Source organism: Nostoc sp., from assembly GCF_036917135.1.
Classification (GTDB): domain Bacteria; phylum Cyanobacteriota; class Cyanobacteriia; order Cyanobacteriales; family Nostocaceae; genus Nostoc.
Genome location: NZ_JBALEA010000067.1, coordinates 39,060 through 54,138, shown reverse-complemented (window position 1 = coordinate 54,138; position 15,079 = coordinate 39,060). Strand labels below are relative to the sequence as shown.

Genomic DNA, 15,079 nt, shown 5'->3' with positions numbered 1-15,079 from the left:
TTATCGTTGGGATAAAGCAGGGAGCAGGGGGAAAAAGAGTTTGAGCCTTGTTTACTTTTCTTTACACAGTGTGGTTTTGTTGTGCCCACTTACTTATTAATAAATTATCTGTAAGTTGGTAGTGTGTAAGGTATGACATATTAGATGCCTCACACAGATGGGTGATAAAAGTATAAAATTATACATTTTATCAGCAGTAAGTAAATCTCACACAGTTGTTTAGTTAGAGTACATAATTGTGTACAAGTTATTGTGAAATTTAGTTATGCGGCATCTCAAACTTGCTCCAAATAAGTTGCGATTTCTCATTGTCGTTCTGTTAATGCTTGGTGTGTTTTTTCGATTTTTTAACCTTGACGGCAAAGTTTACTGGCACGATGAGACTTTCACTTCATTACGGATTTCTGGTTACACGGAAAATGAAGTAAGGCAGCAAATATTTAATGGCCGCATAATTACTAAAGAAAGTTTTGCAAAATTCCAAAGTCCCAATATGGAGAAAGGCTTAATTAACACAATTATGTCTTTGGAAACAGAAGATCCACACCATGCACCACTATATTATGTCATCGCTCGGTTTTGGGTAGAAATTTTTGGCAATTCAGTGACGGTAATTAGAAGTTTATCTGCCTTTATCAGCTTGTTGATTTTTCCTAGTATTTATTGGCTATGTCGAGAATTATTTAAAGAATCGGTATGGGTATCGGAGATTGCGATGCCTGCGGCGGGCGTAGCCATCGCAATCATGGCAATCTCCCCAATTCACCTAGTATACGCCCAAGAAGCACGAGAATATATTCTTTGGATAGTGACTATATTACTATGTAGCGCCTCATTGCTACGAGCATTACGGCTAGAATCAAAACATAAAGTATTACGCATATTAACTTGGGGAATCTATGCAGTAACTTTGATCCTCAGTCTCTATACATCTTTGTTAAGTGGATTTGTCGCAATTGCTCATGGGATTTATGTAATTGCTACTGCCAAATTTAGATTTAATCGGACAGTGAAAGCTTATCTATTAGCATCTCTAGCAGGGTTTTTAGCCTTCACACCTTGGGTGTTGGTTATGATAGATAACTTTTTGCAATTTGACAGTTCAACAACCTGGACAAAAACACAGTTTCCTCTAGAGATTTTAATTAAATCTTGGCTTTTACAGTTGAGCCGGATTTTTCTTGATTTAAACTTTGGCTTTGAAAATCCCTTTAGCTATCTAATTACGCCAATTTTTTTAATTTTTATTGGATATTCTATTTATTTTCTTTGTCGAACAACCAACTACAAAGTCTGGTTGTTTATCGTAACGTTGATTGTGATTCCTGCACTACCTCTAGTGCTACCAGATTTAATTTTTGGGGGTATACGCTCACTTTCCGAACGTTATTTATTAGCTTCTTATTTGGGCATTCAACTAGCTGTTACTTACCTCCTAGCTACTCAACTACATAATAAGAGTCTTGTTAGCCGGAGAATTTGGCAAACAATCATGGGACTAGTGATTATTTGTGGGTTAGTCTCTTATGGAGTGAATTCTCAGGCAGAAACTTGGTGGAGTAAGGTTGTTAGCTATGGTAATCCACAAGTTGCAAAAATTATCAATCAGGCTGCTCATCCACTTTTGATTAGTGATGATTCTGGTATTAATTATGGGAATGTCTTTTCTCTCAGCTATCTTTTACAGCCAAAAGTACAGTTTCAATTAGTAAAAGACCATTCTATTCCCAATATTCCTGATGAGTTCACTGATATTTTTTTATTAGATCCTTCAGATATCTGGCGCAAGGAAATAGAAACGAATTATAAGTATAAAACATTTGTTGTATATAGTGACAATAATTACTTGCTCTGGAAAGTCGAAAATCCACACGGTGACGGATTTTTAAAAAAAATGTAACAAACTATTTATAATAATAGTTTATATGTACATAACATACTTAAATATTTACTTGATTAAAATCAGCTAAAAATCACAAAAGTAAATGTTAAACAGATTCTCATCTGAAATTAATTTAAGTGATGGTGCGATGCTTTAAATTGTTTTTTGAGATAAATTTAATGATTCATTAAAAAGTGTTATATGGAACTAACAGATTTTCTTAGTCTTTTACATCCAGCGATCGCAGTTATATTCGTGTTTCCACTCATCGGGACAGTGGTTAATTTTGCTTGGCAAACACGCCAACGCAGATTGCAAATTTTAGCCGGAAATAAGAGCAAAATTCCTCCAGTGGTGGGTACAGAACATAAGCAGTTAGGTGAATGGCTAACAAGTGCAGTTGTCGGATTAACTTTAATCGGATTAAGCTACCCTATTGGCAAAAATATTATCAAAAATAGCTTATGGAATAAAGCACCTTTTCAAGTTGTTTTTATCCTCTTAATATTTGCTGCAACTATCGCCTCTTTAGTATTTCTTTATCAGGCAAGGCAGCGTTTATGGCGGGGAGTTTTTGCAACTTTAAGTGGTGCAGGTTTAGTAATTTTAGGCTGTCAGGATGGAGTATATCGCGCTAGCAGTGAGTGGTATTGGTCACATTATTATATTGGCATTACCGCAGCACTGCTGATGATTTTTTCATTAGCAATTGTTCAAGATATTTATCAAGATAAGTCCAATCACTGGCGTACTGTCCATGTGATTTTAAACTGCATTGCTTTGTTGCTATTTATCGGGCAAGGCATGACAGGGACACGAGATCTATTACAAATTCCCCTGAGTTGGCAAGAACCCTACATTTATCAGTGCGATTTTGCTAAGAGAACTTGTCCAATGCCAGATCCTCAAGTAGGAAAATAGGTAGGACAGTAGACAAGGGGAATAACTATGCCCAATGAATGCCCCCATACTTGTCTACGAGAGGCTGCGCCAACGACTGCGCGGTAGTTGAGCGTAGCCGAAGTGTCGAAACTCAGTACAAGTGCCCCATGCCCAATCCCCAATCATTGCAGTGGCATAGTTACAATTACTGTTGTGCCAACACCCTGCTCACTTTCTAATTGAATATGACCACCATGTAGTTCCAAACATTTTTTAACTATAGTAAGTCCTAGTCCTGTTCCTTGAATTATACCCACATTACTGGCGCGATAGAAGGTTTGAAACAGATGGGTTTGGTCTTTAAGAGGAATGCCGATTCCCCGATCTCTTACCTGAAAAGTTGCGAGGCGATCTTGACAAATCAAATCAAACCAAATAGTACTATTTTGAGGAGAATATTTGATGGCATTGGAAATCAAATTAGTTAAGATACAATTTAGGAGGTCTTCATCTATTTTGGCTTGGGTCGGTTCCCCTTGAAAAGTAAAGATAATGCTGTGCTGATTACCTGCATTGAGTTGAAGAATATCCGTGAGTTCGCTACAGAAATTTTCTAAATTTACAAGTGTAGGGTTGTATTCGAGTTTGGCTGCTTCCGTTTTGCTCAAAAACAATATCTCATCTAAGAGATGAAGCATCTGGTTGATAGCATTTTGTATTCGATCAAAATATTTAATTCTCCGGTCGTCAGTTAGTTTATCGCTGTTGTATTCAAGGATATCTACAGCTGTCCGAATCGTAGTCATCGGGGTGCGGAACTCGTGGGAAACCATTGCGACAAAGTTGGACTTTAACTCGTTGAGTTCTTGTTCTTTTGCCAGGGCTTGACGGGTGCGTTCTTCGCTCTCCCGTAGTTGGTTGAGAATTTCGCTTCTTTCAATGGCATAGCGAATGGCACGCACTAACCGTTGTATAGTAATTTGATCTTTAACTAGATAGTCTTGTGCGCCTTCTGCTAATGCTTGCAGTGCTAAATCTTCATCATCAAGTCCTGTTAATACCACAACTGGGATATCAGGTACTGCTGCCTGAAATTCTTTCAACGTGTCCAGTCCAATAGAGTCTGGGAGGCTGAGGTCTAACAAAACTAAGTCGAATCTACGTTGCCTTTGACTCACTATCTGAGAATTATCAAGGGCGGACGTGAACTTTTCCCTACTTGCATCTATGGCCTCAGATAGCCGTTCAACATGTAACATCTGCCATTGTTCTTGATCTGCATGTAAAAATATCTGGCGTAGCAGATGGGCATCACTGGCACTATCTTCTACTAATAGAATGTGAATTGTGAGCTTTTCCATAGTACAGGGTTATATCAATTTGTTAGATAATCGCCTGATTTCCTATTTGTCAAATAGGGCTTAATTTTATAGTGCTATGGGCCAATACGGTTCACTTAAGGCTAAAACTCTTTTTTTACGAACCGCAGAGGACACAGAGAGAAGAGAGGGAAGAGAGGGAAGAAATGCTTAACTGAACTGTATTGTGCTATAGGCAACAATTGAAATTTCCAACCCAATTACTTTTGTGGTAATTTTACTGCTATCAGCCAGAAATCTTTGATCAGCTGCACAACCTGAATAAACTGGTATATATCAATGGGTTTTGTGACATAGCAATTAGCACTGAGATTATAGGAGCGTAGGATATCCTGCTCATCAGTTGAAGTAGTAATGATGACAACAGGAATGGACTTGAGATTTGGGTCTGATTTGATTTCTGTTAACACTTCGCGCCCATCCATTCCTGGAAGATTTAGGTCGAGTAAGATTAAATCTGGACGAGGAACATTAGTAAACTCTTCTTGTTCTCGTAAGTAGTTCATAGCACTTTCACCATCTTCAACCCAGTGCAAGTTGTTGGCGATTTGAGCATTTAAAAAGCCTTTGATGGTTAGGTTCGCATCACTTGGAGAGTCTTCAACTAGCAAAACTTCAATGGGTCGCAATGCCTGATGATCAATCATGCGGTTATTAGTGTGCTATTAAGCGGGTGTTCAGTATATATACTAAAGATACCTTAATTTGCGTTGAGGGTAAGATAAAATGTTGTTCCTACGCCCAGTTCTGACTCAGCCCAGATGTTACCACCATGCCGCCCGACGATTTTTTTACAGATAGCTAAACCAATGCCTGTACCAGGAAATTCTCGACGAGTATGAAGACGGCGGAAAACCTCAAAAATCCGCTCAAGATATTGAGACTTAATACCGATGCCATTATCCTGTATCCAGATGAGCCACTCTGAGTGCTGAGTGAGGACTTGTACTGAGCGACTTGTGCCGAGCGGAGCCGAGGTAAGCCGAAGTAGTGAAGAGTTATGAGTTAGGAGTGGGGAGTGAGGAGTGAGGAGTGAGGAGTTATGAGTGAGGAGTTTTTCTTCTGCTTCGCCTGCTGTTCTGAGAAGTGCGCCAATGTGAATCTGGGGTGGCTCTTGTCGGCAAAACTTGATGGCATTGCTGATCAGATTTTGAAATAACTGTACCATTTGGGTTTTGTCTGCGAGTACCTTTGGCAAAGGGTCATGGGTGATGATGGCTTTGCTTTGAGCGATCGCTAGATGTAAATTACTAAGAGCTAGACTGAGTGCAACATTACAGTCAACTAGGGCAAATTCCTGGCCGCGAGTTCCCACACGAGAATAAACTAGCAAGTCTTGAATCAACTCCTGCATTCGCTTTGCCCCATCGATAATATAAGCAAAGTATTCCTGTGCAGACTCATCTAGACGGTCTTGATATTCATTTTCTAATAATTGGGTATAGCCCGCCACGGCTCGCAATGGTTCTTGTAAATCATGGGAAGCTACATAGGCAAATTGCTCTAACTCTTGGTTAGAGCGTTTTAGCTCCTCATTCAGTTTTTGTAATTCCGCCGTCCGCGCCTGTACTTTGATTTCTAGTTCCTGATTAGCCTGTTGTAGTGCTAATTGTGCAAGGTTGCGATCGCGCAATGCAACTTGTTGTTCTGTAATATCGGTGTCAGCGCCCACCCACTCTTGAATTTGGTCGTTGGCATCCAAGACGGGAACTGCACGCACGGCAAAAAATCGATAGCTACCATCTGCAACCTGTAGACGATGCTCAACTTGATAAATACCTTTGCTCTCAAGTGCCTGTATCCAAACTTGTGATGTTCGTTCTCGGTCTTCAGGATGAATTGCATCAAGCCAGCCCCACCCCTTGACTTCTTCTTCACTTTGCCCTGTCAAAGTTCGCCAAGATGGAATGTCTTCTACTACCTCGCCATTAGCATTAGTTATCCAAATCGCTTGAGAAGTGGCAACCACCAATGAGCGATAGCGCCGTTCGTTTTTCTCTAGGGCAATTTCTGCCAATTTTTGGCGAGTGATATCTTGAAAGAAAATTGATATTCCTTCCGGTGAGGGGTACATCGAATATTCAAACCAGCCATCGAACGGTGGATAATATTCTTGCATCTGAATGACTCGCTGTTCTCCCAGAGCGTGAAAATAGGAATGATAAAACTGATGTTCAACAGCTTCGGGAAATACTTCCCAAATATTTTTGCCAATTAAGTCTGCGGACTGGCGGTTGAATATTTGTGCCGCTCTCTGATTGACGTAGGTGTAGCATGAGTTGCGATCGAGGGCAACAAAGGCATCGGTAATCGTCTCTAAAATATCTGCTAGTTTTGCTTTTGCGGCTTGCTGTTCCAGACGAATGCCTTCTTGTGATAAAGCCTTGTTAAGGCGAATTTGCTTTTGCAGCAGTAAGTAAACCACAATTAGCAAAAGTAAACTTAAAGTATACCCCAAACCCACTACAATCAAGACTTGGCCAAAAAGACGATCTGTAATTGCTATTCGCTGTTGCAATAAAGTTTTTTCTTCATTATCCATTGCCTGGAGTTGTTCGCTGATCTCTATACTCCGATTAGCGATCGCTATTTGAGTTGACTTATTTAAACTTTCTTGCCCAACCAAATCGATGGATTGCTCAAGCAAAGAAAATTTCTGTGCAATCAGGGGTTCAAGTGTATCAAGCCGCTCTTGTTGGCTAGGGTTATCACTACTTAGCCGTCGGATAACTTTAAGCAGCTGATAGACGTTCTGCTTCTCATCTTGATAAATTTCTCGGTAAACTGTGTTTTTCGTGAGAATGTAACTACTTCGTGCGCCTTCGGCATTACTGAGACCGATACGCAGATGATCTAGGGCTTCTATAACTTGATGAGTATGAAATACCCAGCGCTTTTCTTCGGTCAACCTTTGGATACTTAAGTAAGAAACTGTTCCGACGCCGCATAAAAGCAGTAATGCCAAGCTAAAACCGCCTGCAACCAACCTTTCTAACAGTTTGTTCATAGAATACTCGCAAAAGTGTAGCTAATAATCACATCCGTTTTAGCTCTCATCGCAAGTTGCTGGCGACCCTTGAATTCAACAATACAGTGTTATTACGTAGGTATAATTATATATCTTGAAGGCTACATTTATGCTGCTGGATGCATTGGGGTTTTAGATTGCGATACCTGCGGTAAGCTACGCTAACGCACCTACCTAAAAATGATGCAGTAATCAAAAACCCCCCAGCCCCCAACGCTCCTAGCGTTGGGGGAGTCAAACTCCCCTTTCCGTTTCGGAGAGGGGTTGGGGGAGAGGTTCTTTCAGGATTACTGAATTGGTGTTCTAGAGATGATGGATGCAGTTTTTGATCCAAAAAAATGAGTGGATAATTATAGCTGTTACACCACATATCCACTCTATATTTACTGTATTAGACTTACAACAAAAGATTCCGCGAGATGATTAAAATTTGAGAAACTTCAAACCAATTAACGAGACTCAGTTCCCTGATTGGGGCTACCTGCGACAGAATCCTCTCCTGCTGCTTCTGGAGTAGCAGTTGGTTTAGCATCACTCTTTTCAGCATCGCCAGTTTTGCGGATACTTTCGTCGATGGGGGTTTGGTAGCCACCAGAAGCGGTAGGCGTAGTTTCTTGATTATTAGATTTTTGTTTTTCTTGTTCAGCCATGACTACATTCCTAATGATTTATTGTTGAGATTATCTTAAAAAATTAGGGGTGTGAGTGCATCTATCCAGAATCTAATTATGGCTGATTCGTTCCTCTATCGTAAGTATTGTTTAGTACTACTCATATATGCTGACAAAATCCCCAAATATAGAATTGTTAACCTGAAAACCCTTGCTATAGTTAAGGAAATAATGATCTGATTGAATAATATAATGTGATGATTGTGATCCAAACTATCAACGTGTAATGGGAGCATGCCAAATGTGCAAAAACCTTGATAGCGCTCATCCCCTAAGCCCTTCTCCCAAAGATGGGATTCGGGGAACTAGAATTATGTCTCCCCTCTCCCAAAGATGGGAGAGGGGCTGAGGGTGAGGGAAAAGATTTAAGCTCTCATTGGGATGCTCCCCGTGTAATTAATGAACCAAAGAAATCTATCGTTACCATTTGGATGTGTCCTTCGGAAGGCAACCTCTGCGGATCAGTGGTCGATTAGATTGCTGGTGTTATCAGCGAAACTCGACCCAACTCAATTAAATTGGCAGCAATTTTGGGTAATTGAATCCGATGAGAATCTGATAGCTTGCGGACAGCTACGTAACTTTTCAGAGGCACAAGAACTTGGTAGTTTGGTCGTTGCATCAGCTTGGAGAGGTTGCGGTTTAGGTACTTTGCTAACGCAGCATTTGATTAATATAGCAACGCAACCACTTTATCTAGAATGTTTAGGTGAACGACTGGCGCAGTTTTACAGTCGCTTTGACTTTGTGCCAATATCTTTTGAAGATTTACCACAATTTTCCAGGACAAGAGGCTTGTCTACACTCAATGGTAAGTTTAGATTCTCGCAGTTAGCTAAAAGGCTGCTTAGGGTTCCTGTGGTGTTTATGAAACATCAAGGTCAGACTAATTCGTAATTAAGATATGCAGAACAAGGCTTGATACAAAATGTTTCCAAGCTTTCACTCTTCCCCATTCCCCATTTTCAAATCGAAGGTTTCGCAAAAATCGTTAGTAAGACAGGCCCTAGTAAATAGTGGTGATTCAAACACAATAGCCCAGCAGAGGAGCCAAGAAGTTGACGTTGATTAGGGCTGTAGAGTCTAATTCCTCGGGGAGAGATTGGCAATAATTGAGGTTCTGCCTCTTTTTCAGAAGTAATGTCAACCAAATAAAACCGTCCACCGGGAGAAAGTACTCGTGCTATCTCGCTAACCACTTGTTTAGGTTCTAAATAGTGCAAGAAGCTGATAGTGCTAAAAACAGCATCAAATTGACCATCAGCAAAGGGAAGAGACTCAGCTTTCCCCTCGATATAAATTAAGCGTGGACGGTAGCGGTTGCTCTGTCTTGCTACCCGCAACATATTAGCAGAGAAATCCAATCCGGTGGCTCGCAGGTCGGGAAACTGAGTGGCAAGGCGCTCAAGTAAGCGTCCAGTACCACAGCCGATATCAAGTATATTTGCTGGCTCTGGTAAATCGACGTACTCCAACAACCGTTTGTGAACAGCTCGATAAAATACTGAAGGAAAGAGCCAGTCATAACTTGGTGCCCATCGGTCAAAAAGTAGCTTTTTATTACTGAAAAAGTCATTAGTCATTAGTTTTCGCAGCTTCCTTAAAACTTGATACTTTTTTAGGGTAAGTTTAGCTACGCCTCCAAAAAGTTGGTTAACAACAAAAGTTAACTGAATTGGTTGTAATACCGACTTTTTGTAGGGTTAGGGACTGACAAGAAATAAATTATCCATCTTGTGGGGTGGGCAACATGAGCGCCCTAAATTTGGGATGTTTTTTTATTTGTCAGTCCCTTATCTTGGTAGAGAACCAAAGTTAAAGGTTTAATTGCAGACTTACGGTTGTTACTTGCTCAGATTTATACTAAGCTAACCTACACTTAATTAGATGTTTGGCTATTGAGTAGCTGGCATCTGGCTAAAGTGTTTCCAGACCGGATTGTTGCTTACCGTACCCTGCTCAAATCATTAACATCATCATGACGCACATCTTATTGGTTGAAGATGAAGTCAAATTGGCAAGATTTATCGAATTGGAATTGAATTATCAAGGCTATCAAGTCAGTGTTGCCTATGATGGATTAACTGCACTCACCGCAGCGCGTGAGTTACATCTAGATTTAGTAATTTTAGACTTGATATTGCCTGGTTTATCTGGATTGGAAATTTGCCGCAGCTTGCGAAGTATCGTTGATAAAGTACCGATAATCTTATTAACCGTCAAAGATGAAGTGAGCGATCGCATTGCCGGCTTAGACACTGGTGCTAATGATTACCTTATTAAACCCTTCAGCGTTGATGAATTATTAGCCAGAGTTGGCACTCACCTGCAAAGAAGCCACCAAATATCTGCGGCATCTGTTTTAGAATTTGAAGATTTGAGTTTAAATCGTAGACGGAATCATATTCAATAATTTTTGCTTATTTCCTCAGTCCCCAAAACCCATAATTATAGGAAGATTTGGGGTTTTTGACAATTTCCGCAAAAACTTATCCAACTCAGAGTTAATTATACTAGGATGCACAAAGCTGTGATCATCTGAAATCTAAAATCCAAAATTGCATGACCTATCTAGAAACAGCAGCGCAATTCTACCGCGAAGTTGCCCAAACCCCGCAAGTTGGACTTTGCTGTGTGCAAAGTACGCCCCTGCAACTACCAGGATTGAAAATTCCTTTGCTGATGCAGGAAATGAACTATGGTTGTGGCACCACTGTTCACCCCACTGAACTAGGAAACCAACCGACTGTGCTATATGTCGGCGTTGGTGGTGGCTTAGAAGCGTTGCAATTTGCTTATTTTTCCCGCTATGCAAGTGGTGTAATTGCTGTTGAACCGGTTGAGGCTATGGGGGAAGCAGCCGCACGTAATTTGCAAATTGCCACTCAAGAAAACCCCTGGTTCGACACCAGCTTTGTCGAAATCCGCAAAGGTGATGCTTTTAACTTACCCGTTGCTGATGCTAGCGTCGATATCGTCGCCCAGAATTGCCTTTTCAACATCTTTGAACCAGAAGATTTAACTCGTGCTTTAAAAGAAGCATATCGGGTATTAAAACCAGGTGGACGCTTGCAGATGAGCGATCCAATTGCTACTCGTCCAATTCCAGCACATCTTCAACAAGATGAGCGACTCAGAGCTATATGTTTATCAGGCGCACTCACATATCAAGAGTATACTGAACGGATTACAAATGCTGGCTTTGGTCAAGTTGAAATTCGCGCTCGTCGTCCTTACCGTCTACTAGATTCCCGGACTTATAATTTAGAAGAAAATCTACTTTTAGAAAGTCTTGATTCTGTTTCTTTTAAAGTTGCAATTCCAGAAGATGGTGCTTGCATTTTCACTGGTAAAACAGCAATTTATGCTGGTTCTGAGCCATTCTTTGACGATTCAGCAGGTCATTTACTTCAGTTAGGTATTCCCGCAGCAGTGTGTGATAAAACCGCCGCTAAACTTGCGGCTATAAAGCCAGCAGAAATAATTGTTACCAATTCAACCTGGCACTATAGCGGTGGTGGCTGCTGTTAATTTCTGAAGAAAGAATTCAGAATAATTCTGTGCGACTGGAGAATGAATGCACAACTGGAATATTTTGCTAATTTGATTCTGGATTCTGACTTCTTCTTTATAAACCCCAAAATGTTGTTAATTAGTCTGTTTTTAGCTACGCTTTTTTTAGCATATTCAAATGGTGCAAATGATAATTTTAAAGGTGTAGCAACACTATTTGGTAGCCGAACAAGTAGCTATCAAACAGCAATTTTATGGGCAACTTTTACAACTTTTGCTGGTGCAATAACTGCGACTTTTTGGGCAAGTAGACTAATTAAAAACTTTTCTGGAAAAGGACTATTACCTGATGCGATCGCTAACGCCCCAGAGTTTCATATAGCAGTTGCGATCGCAACTGGTTTGACTGTACTCTTTGCCACCCTCATGGGATTTCCCATTTCCACAACTCACAGTTTAACAGGTGCGCTAGTTGGGGCTGGATTAGTTGCGATCGGACTTCAAGTTAATTTTACCGCTTTGGGAACTTCCTTTATTTTGCCTTTATTACTAAGTTCAATGATTGCTATTCCCTTGGGAGCAGGAATTTACAGCTTATCTGGCTATATAAATTCAAAATGCCATCTACCAGTCAACCAGAAAATGATTGATAGTTGCCATTTTCTCAGCGCGGCGATTGTCAGTTTTGCTAGAGGATTAAATGATACTCCTAAGATTTTCTCACTCATTCTAATTATTGACTATTTTTCGATTCAGGGAGGAATGATCACGATTGCGATCGCAATGGCACTTGGCGGTTTACTGAACTCTCAAAAAGTTGCTGTTACCATGAGTGAAAATATTACCTCAATGAATCATACTCAAGGACTATCAGCAAATATAGTCACTGGAGTTTTGGTCATTGTAGCTAGTCGGTTTGGGCTTCCAGTTTCCACCACTTATGTTTCAGTTGGTTCTATTTTTGGTGTGGGATTGATCAACAAAAAAGCCAATATACGTGTTTTTTATCAGATATTATTATCGTGGATTTTAACTTTACCTACTGCTGCAATTATTAGTGGAATAACCTACAGATTATTGCAAGGCTAGAAAAATTGAATTGAATATATTTGTGCGATTTTTAAGGAATAGTAAATAATGCCAACTCAATCAATAATTACACTAGATACATCACTCACACCATTTAACCAGAAACTCAATTCACCTTTGACAAAAAAAGGAATCACTGTTTTACAAATTAATCTAGGTAAGCGTTGTAACCTTACGTGTACACACTGTCATGTCGAAGCTAGTCCAAAACGTACAGAAGAACTTTCTCCTGAAATTTGCGAACAATTGATTTCACTAATCCATAAATTTCCCGAAATTAAAATTCTGGATTTGACTGGTGGCGCACCAGAAATGAATTACGGATTTAAGTCATTGGTAGAAGCAGCAAGAATAACTGGTAAACAAGTGATTGTCCGGTCTAATTTGACCATTTATTTTGAAGATGGTTTTGGTGATTTACCAGAATACTTTGCTAAACACCAAGTAAGAGTTGTGGCTTCTCTACCCTGTTACCTGGCAGATAATGTTGATAAAATGCGTGGTGCTGGTGTTTTTGAGAGTTCAGTCAAAGCTTTGCAGTGGCTTAACCAACTCGGCTATGGTAAAGACCAAAATCTAATTTTAGACTTGGTATTTAATCCCCAGTTACCCACGGGTGAAAAATTTTCCTTAGCTCCCGAACAGAGCAACCTAGAACAAGATTACAAAATGTTCTTGCAAGAACATTTTGATATTGTATTTAACAACCTCTTCACCATTACCAACCTACCAGTTGGTAGAACTAAAATGCATTTAGAACGGACAAAACTGTACACCAGCTATTTGCAGTTTTTAGAGTTGCATTTTAATCCCAGCACAGTTGAACATTTAATGTGCCGTGATGAACTTTCAATTGACTATCTGGGCAATGTATATGATTGTGACTTTAACCAAATGATGAATTTGCCTGCAAAAACTTTCAATGGTGAAATCTTGACAGTTAGCAAATTGTTAGAAGCTGGCAGTTTAGACCTAATTAGTGAGGTACAAACTGCTGCTTATTGCTATGGTTGTACTGCTGGGTGTGGTTCTAGTTGTGGTGGCGCTTTGCTCTAAACGTCTGCATTTACAGGCATTTTTAGCTAAAACTTCAGGGAGCATCTCACTTTTGTAAAAAGCCCTAGCGAAATGTTTTTTGGCAGGGGATGGAACTGGAGCCACCGCCACCAGTTGTTGGTGCAGCTGAGTTTGAAGAGTGATGCCTAGGTTGGGCTATTCGGTGTCGCCAGAATTATCCAAAAAAACGCTGAACTCGAACGCCAAAACCTGGTAACAGTGGTGATGTGATTTCGTCATCAGCCAACAAAGTTGCAATCAGTTTTAATTGGGCAGCTTCTCGGCGATAAACTTCTAGCTGCTGTAATTGCCAATTTGCAATCCAATATTCTTGGACTCCTGTGGATGAGTATAGTTTCAGCTTGGCTTCTCGATCTCGACGCTCGTTAGTTGTTCCAGGAGAAAGCACTTCTACAATCAATTCTGGCGCTCCTCTCAAATGCCCTTCGTCATCTAGTAATTGTGCTAAACGCTCATTACCGATCCAAACTACATCGGGTATGACATTATCGGCATCTGTAAAAATAATGCCGGGAGTTGTAATAGGTTCACCTAGTTTACTGGAACGAGACCAAATTTCCAATTCTAAATGAATATTACCAGCAGTTCGCTGATGTTTCCAGTGAGGCGCTCTAGTCACAAATAGTTCTCCGTCAACAATTTCATAGCGCTTCCATTCGTCAGTTGTGAGTAATTCTAAGTCTGAGGTTGTCCAACGGACTTGATCAGATATTATTTGGTTCATAGCACTATTTTCCCATACCTAATTTAGAGATAAAATTCTATTTTCAGAATATTTGCTCAGGATCAATACCTGCGGCTCGTAAGCGTTCTGCCAATATTGCAGCCCGTTCACGTTCCTGCTCTAGCTCTTGATTTGCTTGCTCTAACTGTTGGTTTGCTTGCTCTAACTGTTGGTTTGCTTCTTCTTCTGGTAACATCAAGAGTTGCCCATCAGGGGTAAAAAAGCGTAATTTACCAGACTCAACTCCTAAATACAAATCTAACTGCTGACTCCACAACCAACCCGACTCAGTGGGTACAAGTTCTTGGTATTGCCCATCAACTATGTGAAATCCCTGTAATTCTAGGTTATTTGGGTCAAACCAAAAGTAATCAGGAGTCCGAAATGTATTCTGGTAAATTTGTTTTTTCAAACCTTTATCAACCGAGGCAGTAGAATTAGATAACATCTCAATAATTACATTGGGATATTTGCCATCTTCTTGCCACACAACCCAGCTTTTGCGGTCTTTTTTTTCTGTATCTAAAACCACAAAGAAATCGGGGCCTCGAAATTCTTCTGATTTCTTCTGGTTCGGACTGAAATAGATAGTCAGGTTGCCGGTAGCATAAAAATCCTGACGATCGCGCCACCACCATTTAATCAAACGGATCAGTAAATCAATTTGTTCTCGGTGCAGATCAGATTCCAAGGGGGGTTCGTCACTATAAATGTCGCCTGGTGGGAAAATTATACTCTCAGTGACAGCTTCTAAACTAGGGGTAGTGACAAGGGGCTGAGACATACAAGATACTTTTTCTGTTTGTATCTATGCTATCGTGACCAACCTTTGCA

At 40.3% G+C, this 15,079-nt stretch carries 13 protein-coding genes and 1 pseudogene; 7 read left to right on the top strand and 7 right to left on the bottom strand.

Going from position 1 to position 15,079, the window contains the following annotated elements; all coding sequences use genetic code 11:
- Positions 1-265 precede the first annotated feature (265 nt).
- The gene (locus V7K50_RS20110) at positions 266-1,900 is read left to right on the top strand and encodes a glycosyltransferase family 39 protein (RefSeq protein ID WP_334963055.1); all 1,635 of its coding nucleotides are present in this window, start codon (positions 266-268) and stop codon (positions 1,898-1,900) included.
- 183 nt (positions 1,901-2,083) lie between these two features.
- Complete coding sequence (locus V7K50_RS20105) at positions 2,084-2,803, top strand: DUF4079 domain-containing protein (protein WP_334963053.1); 720 nt, start codon at positions 2,084-2,086, stop codon at positions 2,801-2,803.
- Positions 2,804-2,946: 143 nt separating this feature from the next.
- On the opposite strand, the gene V7K50_RS20100 is transcribed toward V7K50_RS20105, so the two are convergent.
- From V7K50_RS20100 to V7K50_RS20085, 4 genes are all read right to left on the bottom strand, one after another.
- Positions 2,947-4,125, bottom strand: a complete 1,179-nt coding sequence (locus tag V7K50_RS20100; RefSeq protein ID WP_334963051.1) for a hybrid sensor histidine kinase/response regulator — start codon at positions 4,123-4,125, stop codon at positions 2,947-2,949.
- Between the two features lie 218 nt (positions 4,126-4,343).
- Positions 4,344-4,790: a response regulator gene (locus tag V7K50_RS20095; RefSeq protein ID WP_334963049.1), complete on the bottom strand. Its 447-nt coding sequence runs from the start codon at positions 4,788-4,790 to the stop codon at positions 4,344-4,346.
- Between the two features lie 53 nt (positions 4,791-4,843).
- On the bottom strand, positions 4,844-7,150 hold the full coding sequence (locus V7K50_RS20090) for a sensor histidine kinase (protein WP_334963048.1): 2,307 nt from the start codon (positions 7,148-7,150) through the stop codon (positions 4,844-4,846).
- A gap of 470 nt (positions 7,151-7,620) precedes the next feature.
- On the bottom strand, positions 7,621-7,821 hold the full coding sequence (locus V7K50_RS20085; RefSeq protein WP_334963046.1) for a hypothetical protein: 201 nt from the start codon (positions 7,819-7,821) through the stop codon (positions 7,621-7,623).
- 420 nt (positions 7,822-8,241) lie between these two features.
- On the opposite strand from V7K50_RS20085, the gene V7K50_RS20080 reads away from it, so the two are divergent.
- Positions 8,242-8,739, top strand: a complete 498-nt coding sequence (locus tag V7K50_RS20080) for a GNAT family N-acetyltransferase (protein ID WP_334963044.1) — start codon at positions 8,242-8,244, stop codon at positions 8,737-8,739.
- A gap of 68 nt (positions 8,740-8,807) precedes the next feature.
- On the opposite strand, the gene V7K50_RS20075 is transcribed toward V7K50_RS20080, so the two are convergent.
- Positions 8,808-9,425 (bottom strand): class I SAM-dependent methyltransferase, encoded by a 618-nt coding sequence (locus tag V7K50_RS20075; protein ID WP_334963042.1) that lies wholly within the window; start codon positions 9,423-9,425, stop codon positions 8,808-8,810.
- A 395-nt stretch (positions 9,426-9,820) separates the two neighbouring features.
- On the opposite strand from V7K50_RS20075, the pseudogene V7K50_RS20070 reads away from it, so the two are divergent.
- The 4 genes and pseudogenes from V7K50_RS20070 to arsS form a co-directional block, all read left to right on the top strand.
- Positions 9,821-10,249 (top strand): annotated as a pseudogene (locus V7K50_RS20070) (response regulator transcription factor); the annotation flags it as partial.
- Between the two features lie 155 nt (positions 10,250-10,404).
- Positions 10,405-11,373 carry an arsenosugar biosynthesis arsenite methyltransferase ArsM gene (gene arsM / locus V7K50_RS20065; RefSeq protein WP_334963040.1) on the top strand — a complete coding sequence of 323 codons (969 nt, stop codon included), beginning with the start codon at positions 10,405-10,407 and terminating at the stop codon, positions 11,371-11,373.
- A 42-nt stretch (positions 11,374-11,415) separates the two neighbouring features.
- On the top strand, positions 11,416-12,444 hold the full coding sequence (locus V7K50_RS20060; RefSeq protein WP_334963038.1) for an inorganic phosphate transporter: 1,029 nt from the start codon (positions 11,416-11,418) through the stop codon (positions 12,442-12,444).
- Between the two features lie 48 nt (positions 12,445-12,492).
- Positions 12,493-13,500 carry an arsenosugar biosynthesis radical SAM (seleno)protein ArsS gene (arsS, locus tag V7K50_RS20055; RefSeq protein ID WP_334963036.1) on the top strand — a complete coding sequence of 336 codons (1,008 nt, stop codon included), beginning with the start codon at positions 12,493-12,495 and terminating at the stop codon, positions 13,498-13,500.
- 175 nt (positions 13,501-13,675) lie between these two features.
- Here the strand turns inward: arsS and V7K50_RS20050 are convergent, their stop codons facing one another.
- The gene (locus V7K50_RS20050) at positions 13,676-14,245 is read right to left on the bottom strand and encodes a Uma2 family endonuclease (RefSeq protein WP_334963034.1); all 570 of its coding nucleotides are present in this window, start codon (positions 14,243-14,245) and stop codon (positions 13,676-13,678) included.
- Between the two features lie 43 nt (positions 14,246-14,288).
- The gene (locus V7K50_RS20045) at positions 14,289-15,029 is read right to left on the bottom strand and encodes a Uma2 family endonuclease (protein ID WP_334963032.1); all 741 of its coding nucleotides are present in this window, start codon (positions 15,027-15,029) and stop codon (positions 14,289-14,291) included.
- Positions 15,030-15,079 lie beyond the last annotated feature (50 nt).

Coding starts and splice junctions, on each gene's coding strand:
- V7K50_RS20045 (WP_334963032.1), bottom strand. CDS start 15,029: ATGTCTCAGCCCCTTGTCACTACCCCTAGTTTAGAAGCTGTCACTGAG.
- V7K50_RS20075 (WP_334963042.1), bottom strand. CDS start 9,425: ATGACTAATGACTTTTTCAGTAATAAAAAGCTACTTTTTGACCGATGG.
- V7K50_RS20095 (WP_334963049.1), bottom strand. CDS start 4,790: ATGATTGATCATCAGGCATTGCGACCCATTGAAGTTTTGCTAGTTGAA.
- V7K50_RS20085 (WP_334963046.1), bottom strand. CDS start 7,821: ATGGCTGAACAAGAAAAACAAAAATCTAATAATCAAGAAACTACGCCT.
- arsM (WP_334963040.1), top strand. CDS start 10,405: ATGACCTATCTAGAAACAGCAGCGCAATTCTACCGCGAAGTTGCCCAA.
- V7K50_RS20060 (WP_334963038.1), top strand. CDS start 11,416: ATGAATGCACAACTGGAATATTTTGCTAATTTGATTCTGGATTCTGAC.
- V7K50_RS20050 (WP_334963034.1), bottom strand. CDS start 14,245: ATGAACCAAATAATATCTGATCAAGTCCGTTGGACAACCTCAGACTTA.
- V7K50_RS20100 (WP_334963051.1), bottom strand. CDS start 4,125: ATGGAAAAGCTCACAATTCACATTCTATTAGTAGAAGATAGTGCCAGT.
- V7K50_RS20090 (WP_334963048.1), bottom strand. CDS start 7,150: ATGAACAAACTGTTAGAAAGGTTGGTTGCAGGCGGTTTTAGCTTGGCA.
- arsS (WP_334963036.1), top strand. CDS start 12,493: ATGCCAACTCAATCAATAATTACACTAGATACATCACTCACACCATTT.
- V7K50_RS20110 (WP_334963055.1), top strand. CDS start 266: ATGCGGCATCTCAAACTTGCTCCAAATAAGTTGCGATTTCTCATTGTC.
- V7K50_RS20080 (WP_334963044.1), top strand. CDS start 8,242: ATGAACCAAAGAAATCTATCGTTACCATTTGGATGTGTCCTTCGGAAG.
- V7K50_RS20105 (WP_334963053.1), top strand. CDS start 2,084: ATGGAACTAACAGATTTTCTTAGTCTTTTACATCCAGCGATCGCAGTT.